Origin of the sequence: Catelliglobosispora koreensis DSM 44566, from assembly GCF_000379685.1 — a bacterium.
GTDB lineage: Bacteria > Actinomycetota > Actinomycetes > Mycobacteriales > Micromonosporaceae > Catelliglobosispora > Catelliglobosispora koreensis.
The window spans coordinates 278,872-302,272 of sequence record NZ_KB903289.1; the positions used below are offsets into that span (position 1 = coordinate 278,872).

The 23,401-nt window shown below is 64.8% G+C and carries 26 protein-coding genes; 14 read left to right on the forward strand and 12 right to left on the reverse strand.

What is annotated here, in order from left to right; genetic code table 11:
- Positions 1 to 6 precede the first annotated feature (6 nt).
- The 4 genes from A3E1_RS0129270 to narI are packed head-to-tail and all read left to right on the forward strand — an operon-like array spanning position 7 to position 6,171.
- The gene (locus tag A3E1_RS0129270) at positions 7 to 3,462 is read left to right on the forward strand and encodes a nitrate reductase subunit alpha (protein ID WP_020524363.1); all 3,456 of its coding nucleotides are present in this window, start codon (positions 7 to 9) and stop codon (positions 3,460 to 3,462) included.
- A complete protein-coding gene (narH, locus tag A3E1_RS0129275) occupies positions 3,463 to 4,971 on the forward strand; it encodes a nitrate reductase subunit beta (RefSeq protein WP_020524364.1) in 1,509 nt (502 codons plus the stop codon). It abuts the gene before it with no gap.
- Positions 4,958 to 5,461, forward strand: a complete 504-nt coding sequence (narJ, locus tag A3E1_RS0129280) for a nitrate reductase molybdenum cofactor assembly chaperone (RefSeq protein ID WP_020524365.1) — start codon at positions 4,958 to 4,960, stop codon at positions 5,459 to 5,461. Before narH ends, narJ begins: the two co-directional genes overlap by 14 nt.
- On the forward strand, positions 5,458 to 6,171 hold the full coding sequence (narI, locus tag A3E1_RS0129285) for a respiratory nitrate reductase subunit gamma (RefSeq protein WP_020524366.1): 714 nt from the start codon (positions 5,458 to 5,460) through the stop codon (positions 6,169 to 6,171). The genes narJ and narI overlap by 4 nt, the downstream gene beginning before the upstream one ends.
- Here the strand turns inward: narI and A3E1_RS0129290 are convergent.
- The 10 genes from A3E1_RS0129290 to A3E1_RS0129335 all read right to left on the reverse strand — a co-directional run bounded on the left by A3E1_RS0129290 (position 6,168) and on the right by A3E1_RS0129335 (position 14,314).
- Positions 6,168 to 6,785: a hypothetical protein gene (locus A3E1_RS0129290; protein ID WP_020524367.1), complete on the reverse strand. Its 618-nt coding sequence runs from the start codon at positions 6,783 to 6,785 to the stop codon at positions 6,168 to 6,170. The two genes, narI and A3E1_RS0129290, sit on opposite strands and share 4 nt — an antisense overlap.
- Positions 6,786 to 6,826: 41 nt before the next feature.
- The gene (locus tag A3E1_RS0129295) at positions 6,827 to 7,039 is read right to left on the reverse strand and encodes a PspC domain-containing protein (RefSeq protein ID WP_020524368.1); all 213 of its coding nucleotides are present in this window, start codon (positions 7,037 to 7,039) and stop codon (positions 6,827 to 6,829) included.
- Positions 7,040 to 7,100: 61 nt separating this feature from the next.
- Complete coding sequence (locus A3E1_RS0129300) at positions 7,101 to 7,895, reverse strand: metallophosphoesterase family protein (RefSeq protein ID WP_020524369.1); 795 nt, start codon at positions 7,893 to 7,895, stop codon at positions 7,101 to 7,103.
- Positions 7,892 to 8,617: a tyrosine-protein phosphatase gene (locus A3E1_RS0129305; RefSeq protein ID WP_026208959.1), complete on the reverse strand. Its 726-nt coding sequence runs from the start codon at positions 8,615 to 8,617 to the stop codon at positions 7,892 to 7,894. The genes A3E1_RS0129300 and A3E1_RS0129305 overlap by 4 nt, the downstream gene beginning before the upstream one ends.
- Before the next feature lie 15 nt (positions 8,618 to 8,632).
- Positions 8,633 to 11,008 (reverse strand): DUF4132 domain-containing protein, encoded by a 2,376-nt coding sequence (locus A3E1_RS45215; RefSeq protein ID WP_020524371.1) that lies wholly within the window; start codon positions 11,006 to 11,008, stop codon positions 8,633 to 8,635.
- Positions 11,005 to 11,322: a hypothetical protein gene (locus tag A3E1_RS0129315; protein ID WP_026208960.1), complete on the reverse strand. Its 318-nt coding sequence runs from the start codon at positions 11,320 to 11,322 to the stop codon at positions 11,005 to 11,007. Before A3E1_RS0129315 ends, A3E1_RS45215 begins: the two co-directional genes overlap by 4 nt.
- A 39-nt stretch (positions 11,323 to 11,361) precedes the next feature.
- Entirely contained in the window at positions 11,362 to 12,075 is a 714-nt protein-coding gene (locus A3E1_RS0129320) for an EcsC family protein (protein ID WP_020524373.1), read from the reverse strand.
- A complete protein-coding gene (locus A3E1_RS0129325) occupies positions 12,062 to 12,772 on the reverse strand; it encodes a helical backbone metal receptor (protein WP_026208961.1) in 711 nt (236 codons plus the stop codon). Before A3E1_RS0129325 ends, A3E1_RS0129320 begins: the two co-directional genes overlap by 14 nt.
- Positions 12,769 to 13,710 carry a cation diffusion facilitator family transporter gene (locus tag A3E1_RS42705; RefSeq protein WP_020524375.1) on the reverse strand — a complete coding sequence of 314 codons (942 nt, stop codon included), beginning with the start codon at positions 13,708 to 13,710 and terminating at the stop codon, positions 12,769 to 12,771. The genes A3E1_RS0129325 and A3E1_RS42705 overlap by 4 nt, the downstream gene beginning before the upstream one ends.
- Before the next feature lie 16 nt (positions 13,711 to 13,726).
- A complete protein-coding gene (locus tag A3E1_RS0129335; RefSeq protein ID WP_026208962.1) occupies positions 13,727 to 14,314 on the reverse strand; it encodes a histidine phosphatase family protein in 588 nt (195 codons plus the stop codon).
- Between the two features lie 32 nt (positions 14,315 to 14,346).
- Here A3E1_RS0129335 and A3E1_RS0129340 point away from each other — a divergent pair, with 32 nt between their 5' ends.
- Genes A3E1_RS0129340 through A3E1_RS0129375 form a run of 8 tightly spaced genes read left to right on the forward strand, consistent with a single transcriptional unit; the run spans position 14,347 to position 20,535 of the window.
- A complete protein-coding gene (locus tag A3E1_RS0129340; protein ID WP_020524377.1) occupies positions 14,347 to 14,997 on the forward strand; it encodes an HAD family hydrolase in 651 nt (216 codons plus the stop codon).
- Positions 14,998 to 15,039: 42 nt separating this feature from the next.
- Positions 15,040 to 15,579 (forward strand): cysteine hydrolase family protein, encoded by a 540-nt coding sequence (locus A3E1_RS0129345; RefSeq protein WP_020524378.1) that lies wholly within the window; start codon positions 15,040 to 15,042, stop codon positions 15,577 to 15,579.
- Entirely contained in the window at positions 15,576 to 16,496 is a 921-nt protein-coding gene (locus A3E1_RS0129350; RefSeq protein WP_020524379.1) for a GlxA family transcriptional regulator, read from the forward strand. The genes A3E1_RS0129345 and A3E1_RS0129350 overlap by 4 nt, the downstream gene beginning before the upstream one ends.
- A gap of 53 nt (positions 16,497 to 16,549) precedes the next feature.
- Positions 16,550 to 17,329, forward strand: a complete 780-nt coding sequence (locus tag A3E1_RS0129355; protein WP_020524380.1) for an ABC transporter ATP-binding protein — start codon at positions 16,550 to 16,552, stop codon at positions 17,327 to 17,329.
- Positions 17,326 to 18,102, forward strand: a complete 777-nt coding sequence (locus A3E1_RS0129360; RefSeq protein ID WP_020524381.1) for an ABC transporter permease — start codon at positions 17,326 to 17,328, stop codon at positions 18,100 to 18,102. The genes A3E1_RS0129355 and A3E1_RS0129360 overlap by 4 nt, the downstream gene beginning before the upstream one ends.
- Positions 18,060 to 19,163: a sensor histidine kinase gene (locus A3E1_RS0129365; protein WP_051105186.1), complete on the forward strand. Its 1,104-nt coding sequence runs from the start codon at positions 18,060 to 18,062 to the stop codon at positions 19,161 to 19,163. The genes A3E1_RS0129360 and A3E1_RS0129365 overlap by 43 nt, the downstream gene beginning before the upstream one ends.
- Positions 19,160 to 19,780: a response regulator transcription factor gene (locus tag A3E1_RS0129370; protein ID WP_020524383.1), complete on the forward strand. Its 621-nt coding sequence runs from the start codon at positions 19,160 to 19,162 to the stop codon at positions 19,778 to 19,780. Before A3E1_RS0129365 ends, A3E1_RS0129370 begins: the two co-directional genes overlap by 4 nt.
- Positions 19,781 to 19,782: 2 nt before the next feature.
- Positions 19,783 to 20,535 (forward strand): GNAT family N-acetyltransferase, encoded by a 753-nt coding sequence (locus tag A3E1_RS0129375; protein WP_020524384.1) that lies wholly within the window; start codon positions 19,783 to 19,785, stop codon positions 20,533 to 20,535.
- Between the two features lie 42 nt (positions 20,536 to 20,577).
- On the opposite strand, the gene A3E1_RS0129380 is transcribed toward A3E1_RS0129375, so the two are convergent.
- On the reverse strand, positions 20,578 to 21,756 hold the full coding sequence (locus A3E1_RS0129380) for a M23 family metallopeptidase (protein ID WP_245571443.1): 1,179 nt from the start codon (positions 21,754 to 21,756) through the stop codon (positions 20,578 to 20,580).
- A 97-nt stretch (positions 21,757 to 21,853) separates the two neighbouring features.
- Between A3E1_RS0129380 and A3E1_RS0129385 the strand changes: the two genes are divergently transcribed.
- Both A3E1_RS0129385 and A3E1_RS0129390 read left to right on the forward strand, forming a co-directional pair.
- Positions 21,854 to 22,600 (forward strand): FadR/GntR family transcriptional regulator, encoded by a 747-nt coding sequence (locus tag A3E1_RS0129385; protein WP_020524386.1) that lies wholly within the window; start codon positions 21,854 to 21,856, stop codon positions 22,598 to 22,600.
- A gap of 159 nt (positions 22,601 to 22,759) precedes the next feature.
- Positions 22,760 to 23,173, forward strand: coding sequence for a low affinity iron permease family protein (locus tag A3E1_RS0129390; protein ID WP_026208965.1), 414 nt, complete (start codon positions 22,760 to 22,762; stop codon positions 23,171 to 23,173).
- Positions 23,174 to 23,233: 60 nt separating this feature from the next.
- Here A3E1_RS0129390 and A3E1_RS47785 read toward each other — a convergent pair whose 3' ends face one another.
- On the reverse strand, positions 23,234 to 23,377 hold the full coding sequence (locus A3E1_RS47785) for a GPGG-motif small membrane protein (protein ID WP_020524388.1): 144 nt from the start codon (positions 23,375 to 23,377) through the stop codon (positions 23,234 to 23,236).
- Positions 23,378 to 23,401: the final 24 nt, after the last annotated feature.

The following is a 23,401-nucleotide window of genomic DNA, read 5'->3' on the forward strand; positions in this document are numbered from 1 at the left end:
GCAGTTGTGGAAGACCTCCTTTTGCAGACCGGGCGTTACTTCACCCGGGACGCCAGTGAGGACCTGCGCGCTGTCTACAAAGTAGGCGGGCGGGAAGGCGACGTCTTCTACCGCGACCGCTGGAGTCATGACAGAGTCGTGCGCTCAACCCACGGCGTCAACTGCACCGGCTCGTGCTCGTGGAAGGTTTACGTCAAGGACGGCATCATCACGTGGGAGACGCAGCAGACCGACTACCCGAGCGTCGGCCCGGACAAGCCCGAGTACGAACCCCGGGGCTGCCCGCGCGGAGCGGCGTTTTCCTGGTACACCTATTCGCCCACGCGCGTGCGCTATCCCTACGTGCGCGGCGTGCTCCTGGAGGCGTATCTAACGGCGCGCAAGACCGCCGACCCAGTGCAAGCGTGGGCCTCCATAAAGAGTGACTACAAGAAGGCCCGCGGCAAGGGCGGTCTCGTGCGCACGGACTGGCAGACCGCTATAGAGATCGTCGCCGCCGCGCACGTGCACACGATCAAGAAGTACGGCCCGGACCGTATCGCCGGCTTCTCCCCCATCCCGGCCATGTCGATGGCGTCGCACGCGGCCGGGGCACGGTTCATCAGTCTCATCGGCGGGGCGATGCTGTCGTTCTACGACTGGTATGCCGACCTTCCGGTCGCGTCACCTCAGGTCTTCGGCGACCAGACCGACGTGCCGGAATCAGCGGACTGGTGGGACGCGGCCTACCTGATGATGTGGGGCTCCAACGTGCCCGTCACCCGTACGCCCGACGCCCACTGGATGGCCGAGGCACGTTATAGGGGGCAGAAAGTCGTTGTCGTGTCCCCTGATTACGCCGACAACGTGAAGTTCGCCGACGAGTGGATGCCGGCCCGCCCGGGCACCGATGGCGCGCTCGCGATGGCGATGGGACACGTGCTCCTCAAACACCATCTCATCAACGAGGACTACCTGAAGAAGTACACCGACGCACCGTTTCTGGTGACCATTGTGGACGGTCAGCCGTCGAAGTTCCTGACCGCCAAGGATCTCGGCGACGCTGGCGAGGGCTCAGCGTTCAAGACGGTGCTGTGGGACAGCAAGGCCGACACAGCGGTGGTGCCTAACGGGTCGCTCGGGTTCCGTTGGGCCGAAACGGGTTTCGGCAAGTGGAACCTGGACTTAAACGGCATCGATCCCTCGTTAACCGGCGGAGAACAGACCGCAATCATCAAACTCCCCCACTTTAGGGAAGACCACGGCGTCAGCGAAACAACGGTTCAGACCCGGCGGGTCGGCCCGCATACCGTCACGACGGTTTTCGAACTGCTGAAGGCTCAATACCGCGACTACACGCCAGACTGGGCACACGGCGTCACGGGAGTCAACGCGAACCAGATCGAGCGGGTCGCCAAGGAGTTCGGCCGCACCGCGCTCAAGTCCGGCGGCCGCTGCATGATTCTGATGGGCGCGGGCACGAACCACTGGTTCCACTCCGACACCATCTATCGCGGATTCCTGGCTCTGCTCACGCTCACCGGTTGCCAGGGCCGCAACGGCGGCGGCTGGGGACACTATGTGGGGCAGGAGAAGTGCCGCCCTGTCACCGGATGGGCAACCATCGCCAGCGCCAGCGACTGGTCCCGCCCGCCCCGGCACATGGCCGGAACACCTTACTGGTACTTGAATACGAGCCAGTGGCGCTACGACTCCACGAGCGTCAGCCAGCTTCGCAGTCCTCTGTCCAAACAGGACACCCGGCACACGGCCGACCTGATCGCCCTGAGCGCCCGCCTGGGCTGGATGCCGTCCTACCCAACCTTCAACCGCAATCCCGTCGACCTCGGCGAGCAGGGCGTAGATCTCACGCTAGAGGGCATCAAGGACGGCACTATCAAGTTCGCCGCCGAAGACCCCGACGCCCCGGAGAACTGGCCCCGTGTGCTGACCGTCTGGCGGGCCAACCTGCTCGGCTCCAGCGCCAAGGGCAACGAATACTTCCTCAAACACCTGCTAGGCACCGATTCCAACCTGCGTGCCACGCCCGCCGAGCCGGGCCACCGGCCACGTGACGTCGCCTGGCGGGAGACGGCACCGGAAGGCAAGCTAGACCTATTGGTAGCACTGGACTTCCGGATGACCAGCACGACGATGTTCGCCGATGTCGTCTTGCCTGCCGCGACGTGGTACGAAAAACACGACCTCTCCAGCACCGACATGCACCCGTTCGTGCACGCGTTCACGCCCGCGATTCCGCCACCGTGGCAGACGCGCACCGACTTCGCCATCTTCCACGACATCGCGGAGAAGTTCAGTGAGCTGGGCGCCCGCCACCTGGGCGTGAAGCAAGACCTTGTCGCCACGCCACTTTTGCACGACTCCCCCGCCGAGATGGCGCAACCCGGCGGCCACGAAAGTGACTGGCGCGCCGGGGCTCCCGCGATTCCGGGCAAGACGATGCCTCTGCTCACGGTTGTTGAGCGCGACTATGGGGCGATCGCTGACAAGATGAAAAGCCTTGGCCCGCTGCCAGACAAGCTGGGCGTCACTACCAAGGGCATCACCTATCACGTCGGCCAGGAGATCGCCGAACTCAAGAGACGCAACGGTGAAGTCAACGGACGGCCGTCCCTGGCGACCGACATCGCGGTGTGCGAAGCGATTCTGGCCTTATCTGGTACCACCAATGGGCGTTTGGCTTTGCAGGGTTTTGAAACCCTCGAAAAGCGCACCGGCACCGGCCTCAAGCACCTCGCGCTCGAAAACGAGGGCAAGCGCATCGTGTTCGCCGACACGCAAGCTCGCCCGACGCCGGTGGTGACGAGTCCGGAGTGGAGTGGCAGCGAGACCGGCGGCCGTCGCTACAGCGCTTTCACCATCAACGTCGAGCACGACAAGCCGTGGCACACGCTCACGGGACGGCAGCACTTCTTCCTCGACCACGACTGGATGCATGAGTACGGCGAGACTTTGCCGACCTATCGCCCGCCGCTAGCCATGGCACGACTGGAAACCGGGCCGGGTGAGCTGCAGGTGCGCTATCTCACGCCGCACTCCAAGTGGTCGATTCACTCGGAGTATCAGGACAACCTGTTCATGCTGACGCTTTCCCGTGGCGGACAGTCGATCTGGATGTCCAACGAGGACGCTGAAAAGCTCGGCATCGAGGACAACGACTGGATAGAAGCCTTGAACCCCAACGGGGTGGTGGCCGCGCGGGCGATCGTCTCGCACAAGATGCCACCCGGAACGGTTTACATGTATCACGCTCAGGACCGCCTCGTCGGCGTCCCGAAGACGGAAACCACCGGCAAACGCGGCGGCATCCACAACTCGCTCACGCGCCTGCTCATCAAGCCGACGCATCTCATTGGCGGTTACGCCCAGCTGAGCTTCGCGTTCAACTACCTTGGCCCGACAGGCAATCAGCGTGACGAGGTCACCATCATCCGCAAACGCCAGCAGGAGGTGACGTACTAAATGCGCATCATGGCTCAGATGGCGATGGTGATGAACCTCGATAAGTGCATTGGCTGCCACACCTGCTCGGTGACATGCAAACAGGTGTGGACCAACCGCACGGGGATGGAATACGTCTGGTTCAACAACGTGGAATCCCGTCCCGGGCAAGGATATCCGCGGCGTTACGAGGATCAGGAAAAGTGGCAGGGCGGCTGGAAGCGCACACGCAACGGTGGGCTGAAACTCAAGGCGGGCGGGCGGTTCAAGAAGCTGCTGACCATCTTCTCCAACCCCACACTGCCGTCGTTAGAGGACTATTACGAACCCTGGACCTACGACTACCGCACGCTGACCGATGCCCCGGCCGGCGACGATGTTCCTGTCGCGCAACCGGTTTCGCAGATCACGGGCCGGCCGATGGCGGTCACGCGCGGCGCGAACTGGGATGACGCGCTCGGCGGGCCGGTCAACCAGGACCCGATGCTGGAAAAGCTGAACGAACAGGTCAAGCTCGAATACGAAGAGGCGTTCCTGTTCTATCTCCCGCGACTTTGTAACCACTGCCTAAACCCGTCTTGCGTCGCGTCCTGCCCGAGCGGAGCGATGTACAAACGCGCCGAGGACGGCATCGTGCTCGTCGACCAGGACCAGTGCCGTGGCTGGCGCATGTGTGTGACGGGCTGCCCCTACAAGAAGGTCTACTTCAACCACTCCACCGGCAAGGCGGAAAAGTGCACGTTCTGCTATCCGCGCATCGAAGTGGGGCTGCCGACGGTGTGCTCCGAGACGTGTGTCGGGCGCCTGCGCTATCTCGGGCTGCTGCTCTATGACGCCGATCGGGTGACCGCCGCGGCATCCGTCGCCGATGAGCAGGATCTGTACCAGGCGCAGCTCGACGTCATCCTCGACCCCAACGACGACGTGATCGCGGCGGCGGCTCTCAACGCCGGGATTCCGCAGGACTGGCTGGACGCCGCGCGCAAATCGCCCGTCTATCAACTCGTCAAGGAGTACCAGGTAGCGCTGCCCCTGCACCCGGAATACCGCACGCTGCCGATGGTCTGGTACATCCCGCCGTTGTCGCCGATGGTCAACGCATTGGCCCAGACGGGTCATGACGGTGAAGCGCAAGGCAATCTGTTCGGGGCGATCGGCTCGCTGCGCATCCCGGTGGAATACCTCGCCTCGCTGTTTTCCGCGGGTGATCCCGCGCCGGTGACCTGGTCGCTGCAAACCCTGGCCGCCATGCGTGCCTACATGTCCAAGAAGAACCTGGGCGAGGCCGCAGACAGCGACCCCGCGATGGACCGGCTCTATCGCCTGCTGGCCCTCGCGAAATACGAAGAGCGGTATGTCATTCCGGCCGCGCACACCGAGCAGGCACACCAGCTGGAAGAGGCGGTGTGCAGCGTCGCCGGTTACGAGGGTGGTGAAGCGGCGTTCGGCAGTGACTCGGGCCGTCCCGTGCCGGTGTCGATCGAAAGCTTCCACCTCACCAAGGAAAGGCAGACCCGTGACCAGCCTTGACCGTCTGCTGTGGCAGGCCGCGTCGGTCTGTCTTCGCTATCCGGTACGCGATGACCTGTCCCTGGTCCGCGATATCCTGCCGTCGTTCGTGGATCTGGCGCTCACATCGGAAAACCTTGAGTGCCACTACGTGGAGACGTTCGACTTCACCAATCGGCACAGTCTCTACCTCACGTGGCACGTCGATGGCGACACCCGGCGGCGGGGCGGCTCCCTTGTCACGCTCAAGCGCGCCTATGCCCAGTCGGGCCTGCTGCTGACCGACGCCGAGTTGCCTGACTTCCTGCCGGCCGTGCTCGAATACTCCGCGCGCACCGGTGACAGCCAGTTCCTGTCGGCCTATCGTCCCGCGATGGAAAACCTGCACCGCGCGTTGCAAAAGGCCGGCACGATCTATGCCGTCCCGGTCGAGGCGGTGATCCGCAGCGTTCCGCCCGGCCCGCCAATGGAACAGCAGCAGCCGCCGCTAGAGATGGTGGGGCTGCGATGAACCTGTTGCTGTGGGGAGTCCTGCCCTACCTCGCCATCGGGCTCCTGGTGGGCGGGGCGATCTGGCGTTACCGCTACGACAAGTTCGGCTGGACGACCCGTTCCTCGCAGCTTTACGAAAGCCGGCTGCTGCGCATCGGCAGCCCGCTATTCCACTTTGGACTTCTCCTCGTGGTCGGCGGGCACATCATGGGCCTGGTGATCCCAGAATCCTGGACCGCCAAGGCCGGCATCAGTGAACACGGCTACCACCTAACAGCGGTTGTCCTCGGCGGAATCGCTGGCGTAGCAACGCTTGCTGGCATCACGATCCTCATCTTCCGCCGCCGGACGGTCCGGTCGGTGTTCGCGGCGACGACCAAGAACGACAAGCTGATGTACGTGGTGCTCGTGCTCGCTCTCGTCGCGGGGCTCGCGACCACGGTGCTAGCCAACGGTTCCGGCGATGGATACAACTACCGGGCGACGGTCGCGCCGTGGTTTCGCAGCCTGTTCATCCTGCAACCCCGGATAGCGGACATGGCCGCGGTGCCGTTCGCGTTCAAACTGCACACCCTGATCGGCATGGCCCTGTTCGCGATCTGGCCGTTCACGCGGCTCATCCACGCCTTCGCCGCCCCCGTGCAATACCTGTTTCGCCCGTACCTCGTCTACCGCAGCCGCGACGACAAGACGGGCCTGCGCCCGGCCCGTCCCGGCTGGGATCGCTAGACGCTGTCGCGCTTGAGTTCCACCGCTTGACGGCGAGCGGCGACAGCCCGGTCCCACTCGTCGTCGGGAGCTGGTTCCGACCTGATGCTCAGGAATTCGCCGACGGCGGGCTGGAAGGTCAGGATGAACGCGGCGATGCCGAGCACTAGCGTCGCTATTTGGGCGGTAAGCAACACACCCAGGTAGGCGGGATGGATGAGCAGCGAGTTGACGAGGTCCGCCCGTGCGCCGTTGTCAACATCATCAACGAAGCGCAGTCCCACATTTTCGCTCATGAGGAGCAGCTGCCCGGTGGCCAGGGAGATGCCGCAGACGGCGGCGATGAAACGGGCCTTCCATCGGGCTGTGTAGACCATCCAGGCCAGGAGCCCACCGCTTAGGCCCAGTATTCCGAGCACCAGCCCGAGCTCCGCGGAGGCGGTCAGCGAGCTGATGGCCCGTTCGGCGTCGGCGAGGCCTTGAGCCGCTTCCCGGGCTGCGGCCAGGTTTGCCGTCAAGTGGGCGCTCTGCGACATCGCCGCCACTGCTTGGGCCGCGCCAGCCAAGCCCACGCCGGCGAGACTGGCCGCCAGCCAGCGGGCCTGGCGTGGCCGCCGGTGTCCTATCTGATCCATGGGCAAGAAGGTAGCGCCTTCCTGCCCATGGCGCCTTCCCGTTACGCGTGGGAGTAGACCTTGTCCTCATTCGGGACGATGATCCACAGGGCGATGTAGATGATGAACTGCGGGCCGGGAAGCAAGCAGGACAGGAGGAACAGCAGCCGCATCATGAACGGTGAGATTCCGAACCTGCGGGCCAGGCCGGCGCAAACGCCAGCGAAGACGCGGCCATGACGTGGGCGGACAAGACGCGGACGATTCGCATTCATGGACTCAACGGTAGAAGGTCCATGCACGCCTGCCCTCAGGATTGCCCCTTAGTGGAACCAGCTAGTCGGAAAACACGAGCCCTTCCGCGTGTGCCGTCACCTCTGCCGAGGTCGGTGGCTTCGTGAGCAACTGCGCGATGGTGTCCGCGCTCGGGTCGCCCGCCTCGTGTGCTCTCGCGACGGATTCACTGACGTCATAGCGTGTTTGGCGCAGCTCCACGTCAGGCCCGAAGAGTGCCCAGTAGGCCGTGCCGGGCGGGCCCTCGTGATAAGGCAGGCCAACGCTTCCCGGGTTGACGCTGCGCCGCCCGGCCACGCGCCGGTCGAACTGAAGGTGGGTGTGCCCGGTGACGATGATCTGCTCACTGACCGACGCCGACAGCTCCTCGAACCGCTCGGCCGGTGTCGCCGGCGTCACACATTCCGTATCACTGCGCGGTGACCCGTGACAGAAACGGACCGCCCCGAGGCCCGTCACCTCGACCACGAGCGTGAACGGCATCTCCGCGAGATAGGCGACGGCCTCCTCGGAATGCTGGCCGGGCATCCACGGGTCACGTGGCCGGTCCCCCGGCTCGCGCAGCCCGCGAGCCAGCTCCACCACGGCCCGGTCAGCGTTGCCACGCACGCACACGGCTGGCAGATCACGCAGGAGCTTGAACGTGCGCTCCGGTTCCGGTCCCCAGGTCAAGTCTCCACAGTGGACGATCAGATCAACGCCCAGAGCGTCGATCTCGGCGAGCACAGCCTCCAGCGCGGGGATGTTGCCGTGCACGTCGGCTATGACGGCCACCTTGGCCAAGGCGCCGTATCGTGGCGCGGCCCCTTCTCCCGGCCACGGGCCGTGCAGCGTCATGACAACAGCCGCGCACGGATCGCGTCGACGTCGGCCTGGGTCAGCCCGACCGTCCGCGTCAGATAGTCCTCCACCGAGCCATGCGCTGCCTTGAGTTTGGCTAAGAAAAGCTCCATCAACGCGGCCGGGGCGGTGCCATAGCCGGGCCACAGATAGGCGCCTTCTCCACGCTTGGCCCGCATCCGCTCCACTAGCCGCTGCGTGGCCAGCTCCGTGAGCGCGAAGTCAGCGATGATGTCCTCTTCGGACACTCCGAGGATCGTCAGCAACAGCGCGCCAATGATGCCCGTGCGGTCCTTGCCAGCGGCGCAGTGGAAGACGAGCGGCCCCGGTGCCGTGGCGATGGCCCGCAGCACCTGCCGGATCTCGGCCACCCCATCTTCGGTGACCTCCAGATACCTTTCCGCCAGATAGGAAACGGCATCGACGTCCTCGGCGAGGTCGCCTTGCATATAGGGCCGGTGCTCAATGCTCAAGTTGTGGTAGGTCAGCCCATCGGCGTGCGGAACGCGGCCATTGCGCTCGATCTCCGACGGGTAACGCAGGTCGATCACCGTGGTGATCCCTAAGTCCTGAAAGCGTTGCAGCCCTTCACCTTCGAGCCGCCCTAAGTTGCCCGAGCGGTAAAGCACACCCCACGGGATCGTGCACCCGTTGTGTCCTGTGTATCCGCCCATATCCCGGAAGTTGATGACCTCACTGAACTCTATGTGCCTCGCCACGCCACCCACCCTAGGTCAGTAGGACAGTTGCCGCAGGATGGTTTGGTCTGTGATCTTGTCATCAGCGGCGAGCAGGAAAGCCTTGGACAGGATCACCGACAGCACCGGATCCTCGTCAAAGGGCAGGTGCAGCTTGGGTCCAGCCTTGCCGGACGGCACAATGCACAGATACACGTCGTTGGGCTCCATCAGGATGTTGCCAGAACCCACATGAATCTTGTACTCCCGGCGCGTTCCCTTGACACGCAAGAACTTTCCCTCGATCGCTGCCACGGCCGCGAGTTTGGTGCGGGGAATGAGCCGTTCCAGCGCGTCGCGGCGGATCTCCGCCGTCGCGGTTAGCTCACCAAAGGTCGTGCTCTGCCAATAGTCGAGGAAGCGGTTCTCGCCCCGGTCTGCCCACTCCGGGTCGCCCGCGATCGACGTCACGCCAACGAAAAGATCGACGTCTCGCATCGCCTCGCTGAACACCAGCGGTGGAACGTCGTTGAGCGGCACCCAATCCCACGCCGCACCGCAGCGGCGGTGAAACCGCACCTGATCGGTGGAGCAGTAGTGCACGGTGTAGTCGTGGCGGTCCTCGTTTTCGACCAGGCTGTGGAAGAAGACCGCGCGCCAGTCACCGCCGCCAAACTCTTTGACCGCTTCACTTTCATAGCCACCGTCCCACGTGCCGAGGTAACCGGCGTGCCAGCCGCGCACGCGCATCAGCGCGTTGGCCTGGCGGTAACGCAAGATGTGTGAGGCGAACCGGTTGGAGTAGCGGCCGGTCTCGACCTCGGCCGGGGTCAGCAGGTAGACCTCGCGGAACGCCTGCTTGAACGGCTGAGCCAGCCCACCCTCGGACACCAGCGCTCGCCAGCGCTCCACCTCGGCGGCCGTCGCGCGGGCCGGATGCCACAGCCGCACACGCCCACCCCTGGCACCGGATAGCTCCCAGCCGTGATCACCGCGGACGGGAACCCCCGCGTGCCACGACACACCGTCCGTTGTGGACTCCCAGATCAGCTGGCGCCCGAAGACGGACGTGACCGGATGGGTCAGATAGCGCTGAACCCATGTTTCCCAGGCCCACTCCCGCTCCTGCGACAGCAGTCCTTCGACGCGCAGCCGTTCGGTGGCCAGTGTCTTGCCGATGTCCTTGACCCGCTCGCGCAACCGCCTGACCGTCGCGTGCTCTTTCACCGCCGCCGGAGCGGACAGTTTCGCCTTGCCGTCCACGATGCTGACCGTGACCACGTGACCATCGGCCTGCTCGGTCAGCGTCGCTTCGGCATCAAGCCCGTGCTCGTCAACGGCGAGCTCCATGACCTCGTCAGCTGACCAGCCCCGCAGCGCCGCTAGCTCGCCCAGCGCGGCCCGGACCCGCGACAGCAAAGCCTTATTGCGCACCACCAATGACGTGCGCGCCATTGCCATCAGCGGCGTGTCCCCACGACGCGGCACCAAGGCGGCCACGGCTGCCGCCGCGGTCTTGGGCGCTCGTGGATAACCCGGTCCTCTCGGTGCTTCAGCCGCCGCGGTGAGCACCTGCGAGAGCAGCTCGGTGGCTTCCTTGCCCTCATCCCCGGCGGCCACCCAGATCATGCCCCGCAGCAGGCAGTCGGTGTCGTCATGCACTCCGCCAGGGAACGTGATGAACTTGCGCAGGATCCCCCGGACCAAGGCGTGCGCGTCCATGCCGGACAGTTCGCGGGCACGTTTGAGCCACTTGGCGGGTGGCACCGGCTTGCTCAGATCGACGCAGTGCTTAAGAAGGTCAACGACCCCAGGGGCGGCCAGCTCGGCGCCGAGATCCTCGCGGACGCCACGCCCGAAACCGTCGCCATCGTGAAACAGCCACGCGGGCAAGCCCGCGCCCTTTGCCGTCGCGATAGCGATGCCGAGCCACGGCGTCAGGCGCCGGTGGGCTTCGGCACTCACGAAATAGTCGTCGTGAATCTCGGCCATCAGCGCCGACAACGCCGGCTCGATCGAAAGTAGCGAAGATGACGAGAGTTTGGAAGCGATCGCGGCCGGCAGCGAATAGTGCAACGTGGCCTGGTCGGACGCCCGCATCCGCGCCGCCCGGTGCAGGGCCCAGATCAAATCCGCCCGGGTCCACGGAAGGTCTAGCCCGCACAGTCCATTGAGGACAGCGCCGTGCTCCGACATTCCCAGCAGGCCGCCGCAGGCCATCTCATGCAAGGCCAGAGCGCAAGCGCGCTGCCGCTGCGCCGGCCAGGCCTCTATCGCTCGCCACACCTTCAGCGAGGAGGCCTTGCCGCCGTAGTGACTCGCCGTGGTGCCCAGGATCTCGACGACGAAGGGCCGTCCCAGCGCCGCTGCCTCATCGATCGGCGCGGCTGCTTCGGCCGATTGGGCCGGAATCAGGTCACTCCAGGAACTCATCCGCCCACCAGCGGCACTAGTTTGATGAACGAGACGGTGTGCTCGACGGTCAGGTCGATCACCTCGTCGAGGCTGTCGATCTGGCGCTGGCCGGCCAGCAGCACGAAAGCGTTGCGGTAGAAGGCTTCGCACGCGGCGTCTGCTTGCTTTTCCCAGCTGAGCGCCGCTCCGGAAACGTTGGCCCGCGCGACTTCTTCCCGGACTCGCAGCCGCACGAGCTCCCGCGCGGTTATCGACTCGGGCAGGTCTGGCAGCACCCACGTGGCCAGCTCCCGCCCACTCATGCTCTCTTCTCGCACCAGCACCTGCGCCATGGCCGGCATCATGGCACCAGGGACCGACAATTTCTGACCCTAAGCCTCTTCTTGCTGGGGCGCTCGCTGCTCCAAGGACGGCCGCTGGACCGGGATCGCGAAGGCCACCTGCCGGTAATGTGCCCGTGCCCGGACAGCCAATTCCTTTGTGGCGGAACGGTTTGCCCAGTGCCCGAGGATGATGCCCAGGCCCGGAATGACTTTTCCGGCGATCCGCTTGACCGCACGCATCCCGGCCATCTTGGCCAGTTTGACGCTGAGCTGGCCGATCAGGGCGGCTTTGCCGGTGCCCTTGCTGGATTTCTGAATCGCCCCGCCGATCGTTTCCCGGCCTCTGGCGACGTCGAGCGCCAGGCGCGCCGACTCGGCGTAGGTGTGAACCCGTTGCAGCACCAGCAGATCCAGTGCCCGGTCGGGGTGTGCCGAATCAATGCCATAGGCGGCCGCGATGTGCAGCACCATCCGCGCTTGCGTCCACGCGAGGAAACCGAAGTCGGCCACCGCTCCTGGCAAACCAGCTGCGCCTGACACAGCGCCACTCAGGCCAGCGATATTCGTGAACTTCTTCTGAGCGATCTCGGCTATCTGTTCGGGGTGCAGGTGTGGCTGACCATTGCGGACATACCTCACCCAATCACCGGCAGCCGGGCCAATCCGCTGAACAGCTTCCAGGGCAAGATGTTCCGGGGCATATTGCGGATCCTGGCGCATCCGCTCCCACAGTCCACTCGGGACGGCATCAGCTTCGGTCACGCACCGAGAGTAGCTGTTCGGCCAAAACCCGCGGTGCCTGCGCCAAGCTCGGCCCGTGCCAGGTCAAGTGCCTTCCAGAAACCAGGACATAGGGTGTACTAGGAAAGCACTCCGGCCCATCGTTCAAAGTAAACAAATACGGCTCATCCGGGAAAACAATCAGCGGTGCCGTCATCTCGCCCAAAGCTGGCCGGGGATAGCGTTCCGGTGACGTCCCAAAGACATTCGTGATGCCCAGCCGGTCAAGCACATCCCCCGCGAAGGTTCCCGAGCCCAGCACGATCCACGGCCGCCGCCACACCGGGATCACGGCCTCACGCCGCGGCAAGTCAGGCAGGTCAGCCCAGGCCCGGCGAGCATCCGCCAGCCACGCCGGATCCGGGTGCCCCAGCAGTTGCATCAGCTCGCTTAACTGCGCTAGTGCCTGGTCGACGGTCAGTGGAAACGTCACGTGCACGGCCACTCCGGCGGCCCGCAACGCTTCGGCGTCGGAAAGCCGGTTCTCTTCCTCGTTCATCAGCACGAGATCGGGCTTGAGGGCGAGCACGGCGGGCAGATCGGGGTATTTGCTGCCACCCACGCGCGGTACATCCAAACCGGCCGGATGCGTGCAATAGTCGGTCGCTCCGGCAAGCAGCGAAGGGGCGGTCAGCGCGACGGCCTCGGTCAGCGACGGAACGATGGACACGACTCTCAATGCGGCCGCACCGGTGGTTTGTTGATTTGCAGCAGTTCCTCGCCCACGTGGTCGACCTGCAGTGTCGTGTGCGTGATGTGGTAGTCGTCGCGCAGCAACGCTTCCAGCTGCACCCGCGCGCCGTGACAGTCCGCGGACGGTTCGACGAGAATGTGTGCTGACAGGGCGGGCTGACTCGATGTGATCACCCAAACGTGCAGGTCGTGAACCTCCACAATGGACGGCTGGGCGAGCAGTTTGTCCGCGAGCGCGTCGGGATCGATCCCGGCCGGTGCGGCCTCCAGGAAGATGCGCCCCGAATCGCGCAGCAGCCCATAGCCCGCCTTGACCATCAGCACCACGACGATGAGTGAGGCGATCGCGTCAGCGCGTGTGAATCCGGTGAACACGATGACGGCACCCGCGACCGCGGTCGCGATGAACCCGTAGAGGTCATTGAGGATGTGCTGATAGGCGCCTTCGACGTTGAGGCTCGAACGGTTCGCTTTGCTGATCGCCCACGCGGCGAGGATGTTGATGCCAATGCCCGCGATGGCCGTCACCACGACGGGCCAGCCGACCACGTCAGCCGGATGGATCAGCCGCTCGATGGCCTCATAGGTCAGCCAGGCCGCCAACAGCAGCAGGGTAAGCCCGTTGGCCTGGGCGGACAGGATCTCGGCCCGCTTGAACCCATAGGTATAGGTCCCGCGCGCGGGCCGTTTCGCCAGCCCGATCGCGATCAGCGCCAGCACGATCGACACGGCGTCGGTCAGCATGTGCGCCGCGTCGGAGATCAGCGCGAGCGACTTGACCGCCACACCGATCACGACTTCGATCGCCATGAAGCCGGTGATCAGGATCAGGGCCAGCCGCAGCCATCGCCGGTCCGCGTCGGCACTCACTCCATGGCTGTGCCCGGCATGTGCGCCTTGCGCGTGCTCGTGATCGTGACCCACTCGAGTGAGCCTACCCTTACTTGTTCTCCACGGAAGCTAAGCCGGGACCGGAAGCCAGGGGAACGCCATCAAGTGCCGTGAACGTCAGCGGATACACCGCTGGCATGGTCATCTGGAGGAAGGAATCCTCGCTAAACGGAATGCCCAGACCACGCAACGCCATCGAGATGAACGTGCCGTGGCTGCCCACCAGGACGGTCCGTCCCTCGTAGGCCGACGCCAGGGAACGGACCGCCGATGACGCACGGGCCGCGAGCGCATCGAGGCTTTCGCCGCCGGGGCGGACCGACGACGGGTCAGCCCAGCTCGCGCGGACGAACGATAGCCAGTGTGGCGACGGCTCAAAACCGTGATCCCACTCACGCAGATCCTCGCGGGTCTCGACGGTCAGCCCGAGGGCATCAGCGACCGGCTGCACGGTCTGGATCGCCCGCAGGTAAGGGCTCGACCAGACCGCGTGGGGCTCCAGCAAGGCCAGCGAGGGCACGAGTTCGGCCGCTTGCGTGAGGCCCAGCGGTGCCAAAGGACGCGTGTATTCATCCGGCCCGCCCACGACCGGAATCACTGACTGCGCATGGCGAACGAGCACGATCCGCGTGTGCATCCGGGTCACGCTAGCCGGCTAGGGTTCGCCGCGTGGACCTGATCATCTTTGACTGCGACGGGGTGCTCGTCGACAGCGAACGCATCGCCATCCGGGCCAACATCGAAGCTCTTGCCCAGCACGGCTTTACGGCCACCGAAGCGGTGGTCATCGAAAACTTCGTCGGCAAGTCAACGCCGTCGATCCTGGCTATCGCCACGGATTGGCTCGGGCCGCAGCGGGCTCCACTTTGGATGGACGACTTCCGGGCGCTCTACTATCGCGTCCTCGCCGAAGAGGTCGTCGCCGTCGACGGCATCGCCGAAGCGCTCGATCAGATCAGCCTTCCCGTTTGTGTGGCCTCATCTGGTACCCACGAAAAAATGAAAATGACCCTGGGCCGCACCGGGTTATATGACCGGTTCCAGGGCCGGATCTTCTCGGCTTCTGAGGTCGAGCATGGCAAGCCCGCACCTGACCTGTTCTTGCACGCGGCCCGCAGCCTCGGCGCGGACCCGGCGCGGTGTGTGGTCGTGGAGGACAGCGCGCCCGGCGTGCAAGCGGCGATCGCGGCTGGCATGCATTGTCTGGCTTACGCGGGCGGAGTGACGCCTGCCAGCGCTCTGGAAGGCTACGGCGCGACCCTGTTCTATGACATGCGTGACTTGCCGAAGCTGACCGGATCGTTCCGCACTGCGGCATGATGGTGCCTGGTGGCAGGTATTCACGGGCGGGAGGATCAGGTCATGAATAGCGCGCTTCTCGTCATTGACGTTCAGGAATCGTTCCGCGCCCGCGCCTCGTGGGCCAACTCGTCCACGCCCGATGTCGCTGATCGCGTCAATCAGCTGGCTGAGGCGACCCGGGCCAAGGGCGGCCAGGTGATCTGGGTGCTGCACATCGAGCCGGGCACGGGCACGGTCTTCGATCCGGAATCCGGTCACGTGCGGCTCATGGACGAGCTGATCGTCAAGGACGGCGAACCGGTGCTGCGCAAGACCGCCCACAATGCCTTCACCACAACGAACTTGCAGCAGTTGCTGGTTTCCCACGGCGTCACCGAAGTCACCGTGTGCGGCATCCGCACCGAGCAGTGCTGTGAGACCACCGCCCGCGTCGCCTCGGATCTGGGCTACAGGGTGAACTTCGTGACCGAGGCGACCGCGACGGAACCCATTGAGCGCAACGGAGTCACACTGTCCACATCGGACATCATCGCCCGCACCGAGTTCGTGCTCGATGGCCGGTTCGCCACGATCCAGACCCTGGCGGAAGCCATCGCATGACCCGCATCGTCTTCCTGCTCCTGCCCGGCGTGCACTTGCTCGACCTGGCCGGTCCCGCTCAGGTGTTTTCCATCGCGGCGAATTACGGCCTGGGCTACGAGCTGCATTACGTGGCGGAGCAGGAAGAGATCCGGTCAGCGCAAGGCCTGCCCGTCAAGGCTTCCGTGGGCATGCCTGCTTTAGACCCACAAGACCTTTTGTGTGTACCAGGCTGGCGCGCGCCAACCCTGAAAACCAGTGGCCCCATGACCAAGGCGACGGCCCGCTGGATCGCGGCGCACCACGACAACGGCGGCACGGTGGCGAGCATCTGCGCGGGTGCCGACGCGCTCGGCCGGGCGGGCCTGCTCGACGGCCGCCGGTGCACGACACACCATGAGCTGCAGGACGAGCTGGCGATCCGCTACCCGAAAGCACACGTGATCCGCGACGTCTTGTTCGTCGTGGATGGACGCATCGTCACCTCGGCCGGGATCGCCAGCGGCATCGACCTCGCGCTGCACCTCATCGCGACCAGGCACGGTCCCGGAGCGGCCGCCCGCATCGCCCGCAACATGGTCGTCTACGCCCGGCGTAATGGCGAGGAGCAACAGGACAGTGTGATGCTGAGGTTCCGTTCGCACCTGTCGGACACGGTGCACCGGGCACAGGACCACATCGACGGCCACTTCACCGGACGGCTCGCCCTGGCTGACATCGCCGCCTTCGCACAGGTCAGCGAGCGCACCCTGACCCGTCAGTTCACCGAGGCGACCGGCCTGACACCGTTGCGCTATCAGCAATTGCTGCGCGTCGAGCGTGCCGAGCATCTCATCGGCCACGGCGCCACGGTCGAGGCGGCGGCCCGCGCGGTCGGTTTCACCGACGCCCGGATGCTGCGCCGGCTGCGCGCTGTCCACCGGTCGGTGGACAGCTGAATTCAGTGACCTGAGCGACGCGGGCTCGATGGCCGCGGCGCCACGATCAACGCATGACCGAAAAAGCTATCCACGTCAAGGGATTGCGCAAGAGTTACGGGGGCAAGGTCGCTGTCGACGGCCTCGATCTGGATGTCGCCTATGGCGAATGCTTCGCCCTGCTCGGCCCGAACGGCGCGGGCAAGACGACCACGGTGGAGATCCTGGAAGGCCATCGCACCAAGGACGCGGGCACCGTCGAGATTGGACCGCGCAAGGATGAGATTGGCATCGTCTTGCAGGAAGTCGCCGACGCCGCTGATCTGACCGTCCTGGAGATGGTGTCGCACTTCGCGAGCTACTACCCGAATCCGCGTCCGCCAGCGGAAGTCATTGGATTCGTTGACCTGCAACCGAAGGCACGCATCCGCACCCTGTCGGGCGGGCAGCGGCGCCGGCTCGATGTCGCGATCGGCATCGTCGGGCGGCCCCGGCTGCTGTTCCTTGACGAACCGACCACGGGATTCGATCCGCAGGCGCGACGGCACTTCTGGGCACTCATCAAGGCGCTTGAGGACACCACGATCGTCCTGACGACGCACTACCTGGAGGAAGCCGAGGCGCTCGCCAGCCGTGTCGCCGTCATCGCGCAGGGCCGCATCGTCGCCGAGGGCGACCCGAAAACCCTTGGGGGAAGGGCGACCGCCAAGGCGACCGTGCGCTGGGACGGCGGCGAAACACAGACCGACGACCCAGCGGCTCTCGTCGCTTCACTCGGTGAGGTCAAAGGCCTCACGGTCACCCGGCCGTCCCTGGAAGACGTTTACCTGCAGCTGATCGGAGAAGGCAAATGAGACGCGGCATCCTCGAGCTGAAGCTCTTCTTCCGCCAGCGTGACGCGGTGGTGTTCACCTTCGCGTTACCTACTGTCCTGCTCTTGTTGCTGGGCAGCATCTTCGACGACGAGATGCGCAACACCGGTGTCACGGGAAGCCAGATGTTCACAGCGAGCATGCTCGCGGCCGGGATCGCGTCGACAACGTTTGTCAATCTGGGCATCGGCATCGCCATGGACCGTGATGACGGCACCATCAAGCGACTGCTCGGGATTCCCATGCCGCGCATCCATTATTTCCTCGGCAAGCTGATCCTCGTGCTGGTCGTGACCCTGGCCGAAGTCGTCATCATGCTGACCGCCGGTGTCCTGCTCTTCGACGTTGACCTGCCAAACGACGTCAGCAAATGGGCGACCTTCGCGTGGGTGTTCCTGCTCGGCGTAACTGGGTGCAGCCTGCTGGGCGTGGCCGCCAGCAGCTTGCCCCGCACGGCACGCAGCGCGCCAGCCGTCATGAACCTGCCCTATCTGGTGCTGTGCTTCATCTCTGGCGTGTTCGTCATCCCGGCCAAGAACCTGCCCGAGTGGCTCGTCGACATTGGAGCGGTGTTTCCGCTCAAGTGGATGGCTCAGGGTTTCCGGTCGGTGTTCATGCCCGACAGCTTGCTGGACCACGAAATCACGGGATCGTGGGAGCATGGTCGCGTCGCTCTGGTCTTGGCGGCCTGGTGCATAGGAGGGCTGGTGCTGTGTCTGGCGACGTTCCGGTGGCGCAGCCGCCAAGCGGGCTAGAAGCCTGGCAGCGCAGCTTGCCCTGGTGGGAGCTGTATTTCGGGGTAGTGGCGGCCGGGACGATGTTCCTGGCCGTCAACCGCCCAGCGGCCATCACCCTGGCGGTGATGGCCGCGTGGTACCTCGTCGTGGGCCGGCGCTGCATTGACGGTGACCACCCGACGGTCCGCTCAGTGGTCTTCTTCGCCGGGGCAGGCGTCATCCTCACCGTCGCGCTGACGTTCGACACGGGTGCCTCGTTCATCCTGTTCGCGTTGTCGCCGCTGGCCCACATGGCCCTCGGGTTCCGGTGGGGCACGGTCGCCACGGTGGTGCTGAATCTGCTGCCGGCCGCGGTCCAAGCGGTGACACGCACGGGACCGTGGATTCATCCGCTGGCCATCGGCGTCCTGGCCATCGTTTTGACAACCACCATTGGGTACTCGTTAGACAAGGTGATCGATCAGGGAATCAAACTGGCGCAAAGCCAGGCGGAGGTCGCGCGGCTGTCCCGCGAAGCCGAGCGGCAGCGCCTCGGCGCCGACCTGCACGACACCATCGCGCAGGGACTGTCCAGTGTGGTCATGCTGGTGCAAGCCGCCGACGCCGCACTCGATCGCGATGCCAGCGAAGCCCGGCGCCACCTCGACCTGGCCGCACTGACCGCTCGCGAGAACCTCAAGGAAATCCGGGCGGTCCTCGATGCCCTCATGCCTTCGGGACAGGATTTGCCTCAAGCCTTGCACCGCCTGGCGGACCGTTATCTGACCACCATGCAGGTGCACGGTCTGCCCCGCCCACTGCCGATTCCGGCCGAGGTCGTGTTGTTGCGGGCCGCTCAGGAGTCGTTCGCCAATGTGCGACGGCATGCTGAAGCGAGCGAGATCAGCGCCTCACTGCAATACACGCCAAGCACTGTCCGGCTCCAAGTGCGGGACAACGGCAAGGGATTTGACCCGTCTTTGGTCACGTCTGGCTACGGCATACCTGCTATGCGATCGCGAGTCACCCAGGCGGGCGGTCACGTGTCGGTGACGTCGGCACCCGGCGAGACCACCGTCACCGTGGAGGTGCCGACATGATTTCCATCCTCATCGTTGACGATCACCCGGTCGTCCGCTCCGGGGTGCGTGGCATGCTCAGCGGCGAAGCCGATATCGCCGTCACCGGCGAAGCCGCCTCTGGAGACGAAGCCGTGACAGCGGTTCAGGCGTTGCGTCCCGACTTGGTGCTGATGGACTTGCGGATGCCCAACGGCGACGGCGTCACCGCGACGGCACGCATCGGCGCCCTGAATCTCGGCACTCGCGTGGTTGTTCTAACGACACACGAGACCGACGCCGACATCCTGCGCGCGGTCGAGGCCGGTGCCGCCGGTTACCTGCTCAAAGACGCGTCCCGGCAAGAATTGCTGACCGCGGTCCGTGCCGCGGCCAAGGGAGAGACCGTGCTCGCCCCCTCCGTCGCGGGAAGGCTGTGGCAGCACCGCACCCGGCCCGGGATTAGCTTGTCAGCACGGGAAACCGAAGTGCTGGCACTGGTCGCGCGCGGGCTGTCCAACGCGGAGATCGGGGCGGCTCTGCACGTGAGCGAGGCGACCGTGAAGACCCACCTCTTACGCACCTTCACCAAACTCGGCGTGTCCGACCGCACAGCCGCCGTAACCACCGCGATGGCACAAGGCCTGCTATCCCTATAGCTATGCGCAGTCTCCACGACCGGGATGAGCTTTCCGCGCTGCTGAGCCGCGATCCGGCCCTGCACGCCTATGAGCTCGGTGACCTCGACGACTTCTTCTGGCCCTTCACCACCTGGTATTCCAGCGGACAGTCGGTCGCGCTCATCTATCACGGCGGTGGTTTCCCGGTGCTGCTGTGCCTGGGTGCGTCGCCATCGTTCGTGGGTGACCTCGCTCCCCTGCTGCCGCGGCGCTTCGAGGCGCACCTGACACCCGGGCTGTCCGCCGCCTTGGAACCGCACTACACGGTGGCCGATAACGGGCTTCACCTGAAAATGAAACTCGCGATGTTGACGGGTTCAGACGGCGAGGGCGAAGTGCTGTCCGGAGCCGACCTGCCCGAGATCCTTCAGCTCTACGCCGAGGCTTATCCAGGCAACTGGTTCGACGCACGGATGCTGCAAACCGGGCAATACATCGGCATCCGCCGTGACGGCATGCTGGCCGCCATCGCCGGAATCCACGTCTACTCGCCTCGCTATCGGGTGGCCGCACTGGGCAATGTGACGACACATCCCCAGTGGCGCGGCCGAGGGCTGGCAGGAGCAGCGGTCACCCAGCTGTGCCGGCGGCTGCTGTCCACTGTGGACACCATCACCCTCAACGTCAAAGCCAGCAACACTTCTGCCATTGGGGTGTACTCGCGGCTCGGCTTCACGCTTGCCGCCGAATACCACGAGTACCACGTGTCGGACCCGCCGAGGCGGTCCGGCTAGCCGGCGTGGCGCAGCTAGCCGGACCGTTACCAGTAAAAGCAGTTAGCAGGGAGGAGCGACGGGATCGCTGGTCCCGGTGTCGACGAAGGCGTCACTGATGTAGCCGCCGTCAGGCATCCGGTCCCACAGATCTGTGGTGCCCAGTGGCCCGGTGACCGTCGAACCCCTTGCGGTGCAAGAGATTTGGATGACGTCACCGTCGTAGGCCTGGCGCACCACGCTATAACTGGTGCCCGGCCCGGACCGCACGTTGACCGAGCTAAACGTCCCCGAATCGACCGTCCCCGTCGCGGTGCCCGGTGGCGTCGTGTCGCCCGAGCCGTAGTTGATGATCGGGCAGCAGTTACTACGGTAGACCTTCACGCCGTTGCGTTCCCCGTAGCCTTGGTAGGCCTGGCTGCCCGCGTACCACGTCCAGCCACCGATCGTCTTGCCGACGACGGTCACCGCCGTGTTTCCTTGCCACAGCGTCCAGTGCACGTGATCGCCATTAGCCGAACCGCCACAGGGCAGCTGTTCGGCGATCATGCCGAGGTATTCACCTTCGGTCACATTGGACCCGTCGCCCTTGGTGGTGGTGTTACGCAGGTGGTAGTAGCCGGTCGTGTAACCGTTGTCGTGCACCACCTTGATGAACGGCCACGTTCCGCTGGTGCAGAACCGGTACATCTTGCCGGCCCGTGAAGCGAGCACGCGACCGTCTCCACCGTAGAAGTCGATGGAGTTGTAGGGCGTCGACGTCCCGGAGTTGCCGTGCACTCCCCAGTGCGCCCAGCCTTGTCCCTGCTTCCAGGGCAAGCCGAGACCGGTCGGGGCAAGGGCGGTCACTTCCTGGTTGCCAAACAACCGCTGTTCGCCCGCGTCGAGCACGGGCGACTGACGCGAAGCCGCTTTGAACCCGGGCGTTCCCTCAAGGTGCACCGTCCACTTAGCACCGGTGCGCTTGGCGAGGAACAAGGCCGTGATGGGGGAACCGTGCACTCCGGATGGCACCTTGATCACGCTGCCGCCGAACGTCCACCCGCCTTCGCTGCGCTTGGGCTCAACGAGGGTTTCCAGAGCCGTGGTGCGAAATGTCTCCCTGGCCTGACTGCCGTGCAGAGCGATCAGCTCGGCGGCGACGGCTTGCGGCAGATCGGGTTCTGCCTGGGCCGGCGCGGCCGGGATCACCAGCGCCGCAACGGTTGCGATAGCCAGGGCTATCCTTCGAGCAAGAGCCACTTTGGACTCCTTCCGGTAAAATGGATTAATGCTCGAACCATTTAGAGTTTTTCGAATAAACACAAATATGTCAATGGATGTTCATTAAGGTGAGGCGATGGTCATTCAGCTGCGCCCCGGACCAGGGTTTTCTGAGTTCAAGGCGAAGACGGCGGCCGAGCAGCTGGTGGACCGGCTGATCACGGCGGTCGCCCTTGGCGAGCTCGTCATAGGACAGAAGCTGCCGCCGGAGCGGGAGTTCGCCGCCCGTCTGTCGGTCAACCGGGCGACCCTGCGCGACGCGCTGCATCAGCTCGCCTCGCTCGGCTACGTGACCATCCGGCGTGGACGGTCGGGCGGAGTGTGGATCAACTCCGCCTGGGGGCCGTCCTCCCCCGGCCACATCCGTGATCTGCTGCTGCCCAGGTGGCAGCAACTGCAGTGGCTGTTCGACCTGGCGAGCACCATTTTGCCGCTGATCGCCCGGATAGCCGCGCAACGCCGCACCGACAGCGACATCCTCGCGATCGAAACCGCAGTCGCGGCCTATGCCAGCGCCATCGAGCGCGACGAGCTGCGCCAGGCCGACCACGCCATCCACTCAGCGATCGCCGAAGCCACACACAACCCCTATTACGTGAGCATGGACAGCCAACTGCGCGATCAGCTCACGTTCGGCACTGGAGCCCTGCCATTCGACCAGAACATCCGGGCACGAGCACTGGAAGATCACCGGGCGCTGGCCGAGTCCATAGTGGATCAAGACGGTGACCGGGCGGCGGCTCTCGCGCGAGCTCACTTCACGGATTTAGCCGAGGTTCCCATGCTTCAGCTGCGGGAAAGGGTGCTCAGCGGGGAAAGCTAAATCAGGTGTTTAGACCATACGGAGCCGGGTACTTGCTGGTTATCCGGCTTGGTTGCTGGTGGGGAATGACCGGGGCCCTAAGGGGTGGCCCCGGCCGTGATAGGGCGGTCAGAGTCGGCAAGGGCTTTGGCCGCCCTTCCAGCTGAGGTGGAGGGCTCGATGAGTACCGGCCATAAAGAAGATATGCCCTCTTCGGTTACCGGGGAGGTTTCCTTTTTCGACAAGTTCGCCAGTGCGGCGAGCAAGTTCGCTTCGCGCCCCTGGTTTTTCGCCATCTGTGTGAGCCTGGTGCTCGTCTGGGCGCCGAGCTATTTCCTCATCCAAGACGTAGACACCTGGCAGCTCATCATCAACACTGCCACCACGATCGTCACCTTCTTGATGGTCGCGCTGCTCCAAAATAGTCAGCGCAGATCCGATGAGGCGACCCAGCACAAGCTCAACGCCATCGCCGATGGCCTGGCCGACTTCATGGAGTCCATGGCCCACCGCAGCCCGAAGTCCACCCTGCTGCGTCAAGACCTCCAGGAACTGCGGCAAGCGATCGGTCTCGAACATCGCGAAAGCGCGTAAAAAACCAGGTGCCGCACGGGAAAGCCTTTCCCGCACGGCACCTGGAGCTTGCGTACAGCATCAATTGAAGATGCTGTAACCGCCCGGGCCAACCGCCAGGCCCAGGATGATGAGCACGATCCCCCACAGCAACTGGCTGCGGAAGAGGGCGACAATGCCGGACACCACGAGGATGACGGCAAGAACCCAGAGCAGCAACGACATCACTAACCTCCAGAATCGATGGGG

Coding starts and splice junctions, on each gene's coding strand:
- narH (WP_020524364.1), top strand. CDS start 3,463: ATGCGCATCATGGCTCAGATGGCGATGGTGATGAACCTCGATAAGTGC.
- narI (WP_020524366.1), top strand. CDS start 5,458: ATGAACCTGTTGCTGTGGGGAGTCCTGCCCTACCTCGCCATCGGGCTC.
- A3E1_RS0129290 (WP_020524367.1), bottom strand. CDS start 6,785: ATGGATCAGATAGGACACCGGCGGCCACGCCAGGCCCGCTGGCTGGCG.
- A3E1_RS0129295 (WP_020524368.1), bottom strand. CDS start 7,039: ATGAATGCGAATCGTCCGCGTCTTGTCCGCCCACGTCATGGCCGCGTC.
- A3E1_RS0129300 (WP_020524369.1), bottom strand. CDS start 7,895: ATGACGCTGCACGGCCCGTGGCCGGGAGAAGGGGCCGCGCCACGATAC.
- A3E1_RS45215 (WP_020524371.1), bottom strand. CDS start 11,008: ATGAGTTCCTGGAGTGACCTGATTCCGGCCCAATCGGCCGAAGCAGCC.
- A3E1_RS0129315 (WP_026208960.1), bottom strand. CDS start 11,322: ATGGCGCAGGTGCTGGTGCGAGAAGAGAGCATGAGTGGGCGGGAGCTG.
- A3E1_RS0129335 (WP_026208962.1), bottom strand. CDS start 14,314: ATGCACACGCGGATCGTGCTCGTTCGCCATGCGCAGTCAGTGATTCCG.
- A3E1_RS0129345 (WP_020524378.1), top strand. CDS start 15,040: ATGAATAGCGCGCTTCTCGTCATTGACGTTCAGGAATCGTTCCGCGCC.
- A3E1_RS0129350 (WP_020524379.1), top strand. CDS start 15,576: ATGACCCGCATCGTCTTCCTGCTCCTGCCCGGCGTGCACTTGCTCGAC.
- A3E1_RS0129355 (WP_020524380.1), top strand. CDS start 16,550: ATGACCGAAAAAGCTATCCACGTCAAGGGATTGCGCAAGAGTTACGGG.
- A3E1_RS0129360 (WP_020524381.1), top strand. CDS start 17,326: ATGAGACGCGGCATCCTCGAGCTGAAGCTCTTCTTCCGCCAGCGTGAC.
- A3E1_RS0129370 (WP_020524383.1), top strand. CDS start 19,160: ATGATTTCCATCCTCATCGTTGACGATCACCCGGTCGTCCGCTCCGGG.
- A3E1_RS0129375 (WP_020524384.1), top strand. CDS start 19,783: ATGCGCAGTCTCCACGACCGGGATGAGCTTTCCGCGCTGCTGAGCCGC.
- A3E1_RS0129385 (WP_020524386.1), top strand. CDS start 21,854: ATGGTCATTCAGCTGCGCCCCGGACCAGGGTTTTCTGAGTTCAAGGCG.
- A3E1_RS0129390 (WP_026208965.1), top strand. CDS start 22,760: ATGAGTACCGGCCATAAAGAAGATATGCCCTCTTCGGTTACCGGGGAG.
- A3E1_RS47785 (WP_020524388.1), bottom strand. CDS start 23,377: ATGTCGTTGCTGCTCTGGGTTCTTGCCGTCATCCTCGTGGTGTCCGGC.